We start from the raw sequence: 3,031 nt of genomic DNA, 5'->3' as shown, positions 1-3,031 counted from the left end.
ACCTGTCGCAAGCTCTATCAGTACCTGAATCGGGCTTCACTCGGCTAGCCGCACATCCGCTTTCACCCACAGATTCCGCCGACGAGCCAAAAAAACTGACAGGCCCTACTGGATCGAGGGTCGGCCGCTATTCGCAAATATCTTAGGCTTCACATATTTACGAATAGCGGGCGACCCTCATCCTGTTTCAGGCCACCGCCGACACCCTGCGGACCGTCGCCGCGGATTCCCGCCACCTAGGTGCCACGCTCGGCTTCGTCGCGATCCTGCACACCTGGGGACAGACGCTGGTACATCATCCACACCTACACTGCGTCGTCCCCGGCGGTGGCCTCTCGCTAGACGGTAAGCGCTGGGTCGCCTGCCGACCCGGGTTCTTCCTGCCTGTGCAGGTGCTCTCGCGCCTGTTCCGGCGACTGTTTCTCGCGCGCCTGCAACATGCCTTCGACGCTGGAAAGCTGCGATTCTTCTCAACGCTAGCGCACTTGGCCAAGCGCGACTCCTTCCTCAGCCATCTTGTCGGCCCGCGCCACACAGAGTGGGTCGTCTATGCTAAGGAGCCATTCGTCGGCCCCCGGCAGGTCCTGGACTATCTGGGCTGCTACACGCATCGCGTAGCCATCTCCAACAACCGGCTACTTGAGCTTACCGACGAGCACGTCACGTTCCGCTGGAAGGACTATCGCCACCCCGGCGAGCCGCACGCGATGTCCTTACCGGCCCACGAATTCATTCGACGCTTCCTGCTACACGTGCTGCCGCGAGGATTCCAGCGGATCCGCCACTACGGCCAGCTCAGCAATCGCTCACGCGAGCGTGGGCTGGCCGATTGTCGCCGGTTACTCGAGGCCCCGCCCTTGCGCGAGGTTCGCCTTCTCCCGCAGGCTGACTACCGCGACCGCTACGAGAAGCTGACCGGCCGGTCGTTGTACGACTGTCCCGTCTGCGCGCGGGGGCGCATGTTTTGTATCGAGCGCCTGTTGCCAACCGCTTTGCCACGCGCACCGCCGAGGAGGGTTGCATGACCCCCCACGCGCGTGCCGTCAATCACTGCGTTCGCTCCCTTTGGCGCGACACAGCAGACAGGTTCGTGCCACAGGCTTCCAAGCGTCCCCGACTCCGCCTCGAGTCAGCCGCCGATCCCATGCAATGGCATCCATTGCCCACCCAAGTGCGAAGCGAAACTCCCAATCCGCACTGTAGCTGGCACCTGACCCGCAGGCGCAACAATTCAATGCCCATAGCCCCCACCGCCCGTGGAGCGGTTTAGCTCAAGTATTTTTTTACACAGCGAAGACGGGACGCGCAACCGTGCCCATGCCGACCATTGCGCCGTCTTCGCTGTGTAAAAAACTCTTTGGCTTATCATCCACAGAAAAAATAATGGAAGAGTGCACATCGCACACATCGCACACACCCGCTCTATCATGTGAGAATTCACGCGAAAGCCGCGCCGGCGTGGGGCTGGCGGGCTGCGCGAGCCCGCAACGTGGAGACCTCATGGCCAATGACCGCGACCCGCAATCCCTCCAACTTCTGACCCGAGAGCACCTGATCGCTGCGGCCCGCGCCTGGCACCCGGACATCCAGGTCTCGGATCTCCGGACCCGGGCCGACCGCCAGGTCACGATCGAAGGCAGCCAATATCCCACCAAGGTGATCATCGCGCTGGCCCACGAACTCGCCGGCCAGGGCACGCTGACCGCGGCGATGCTGGCCGGGACGGCGGCTCGGCGCCGGCTGACCGCGCTCGACTTTCCGGTCAGCCCGCCGAAACCGCGTGGCATCGCGGCGCCATCCGGTTTGGGCGACGGCGAGCGCGTGGTGCCCGCGCAGCTGCTCCGGACCGACGTCCTCGCCGCCCTTCGCGAGCTCGATGCCGACGGCGATGCTCGTCGCATCGGCGAGGATCTGCATGAGACCGCCTGGCGCATTCCGGCCAATGGCCGCTGGTATTCCATGCTGACAGTGCTGCAGATTTCCCTGCGCCGGCACGGCATTGATTCGCGGGCCGAGTTGAAAGCACTACTGCGGCCAAGGGGGGGAATGAACCTTGGCCATTGGCGTGATCGGCTCGCTGCTCTAGGTTTTCCACCCGCGCGCGGGCTCGGCGACGCGCGCAATGCACCTGCCGGTCCGGCCGATGGCCCATGGCCACCCCCCGATGAACTGACCGCAGCGCGCATCATCGCCGCCGCCCAGGCATGGGGCGACCAGACCGACGCGTTTCGCACGGCGCATGCCGCGCGCGACTGGGAAGTCTGGATCGCGGGAGCGGCCTACCCGGTCAAGGCGATCTGCCGCCTTGCCTACCTCGCGCTCGGTTACGACCCGCAGTCCATCCAGGCGTGGAAAAAGGGCGACCGCTACAGCCCATGGGACAAACAGATCGAGGCTTTGGGCTTCGAAATCCACGCCAAGGCCGATCCCGAGGAGTTCGAGCTGGAGCGCTTTCTGGAGCGCGAGGACATGCCCACGGAGATTCGGCGCGAGGGCATTGTCCGCTTGACCCAAGGCCGCTTCCGCCGCGATCTGATCGCCGCGCGCCGAGGCGCCGAACGATGCGATGTCACCGGCATTGCCATTCCCGAGATCCTGCGAGCCAGTCACATCCACCGCTGGACCGACTGCAAGGACACGCCGATGATGCGGAAGGACCCGGCCAATGGCCTGCTGCTGGCCGCTCACCTGGATGCGCTCTTCGAGCACGGGTTGATTGCCTTTGCCAACGATGGCCGAATGCTGGTGTCGGGCAGGCTCGATACAGTGGAGCGCAAACGCCTGCATATCGACGAACCGTGGCAACTGCGGTTCACGCCGTCGCCACAGCAGTGCAAATACCTGGCCATCCATCGGAAACGCACCCGCGCAGCGCGAGGGGAAGACCAGGAATGACCGAATCCGTCATCGGACCGGTTCCTCTCAATTCGCCAGCACGCGGTCGGCGCCGATCAGGGACATGTCGGTCACGTGCAACTGGTTGCGAGTTTCGGTTGAAGCGATCTGGCGGCGGTCAACGGAATTGGCAAGC

1 protein-coding gene and 1 pseudogene are annotated in these 3,031 nt (G+C 64.2%); both read left to right on the top strand.

Features of this window, described 5'->3' with window-relative positions; all coding sequences use genetic code 11:
- Positions 1 to 179: 179 nt before the first annotated feature.
- Positions 180 to 1,025, top strand: a pseudogene (locus A3A5_RS38650) (transposase); the annotation flags it as partial.
- A gap of 475 nt (positions 1,026 to 1,500) precedes the next feature.
- Positions 1,501 to 2,895: an HNH endonuclease gene (locus A3A5_RS40305; protein ID WP_018311596.1), complete on the top strand. Its 1,395-nt coding sequence runs from the start codon at positions 1,501 to 1,503 to the stop codon at positions 2,893 to 2,895.
- The last annotated feature ends 136 nt before the right edge of the window (positions 2,896 to 3,031 follow it).

Origin of the sequence: Cupriavidus sp. UYPR2.512, from assembly GCF_000379565.1 — a bacterium.
Classification (GTDB): domain Bacteria; phylum Pseudomonadota; class Gammaproteobacteria; order Burkholderiales; family Burkholderiaceae; genus Cupriavidus.
This window is presented reverse-complemented; position numbering and strand designations above follow the sequence as displayed.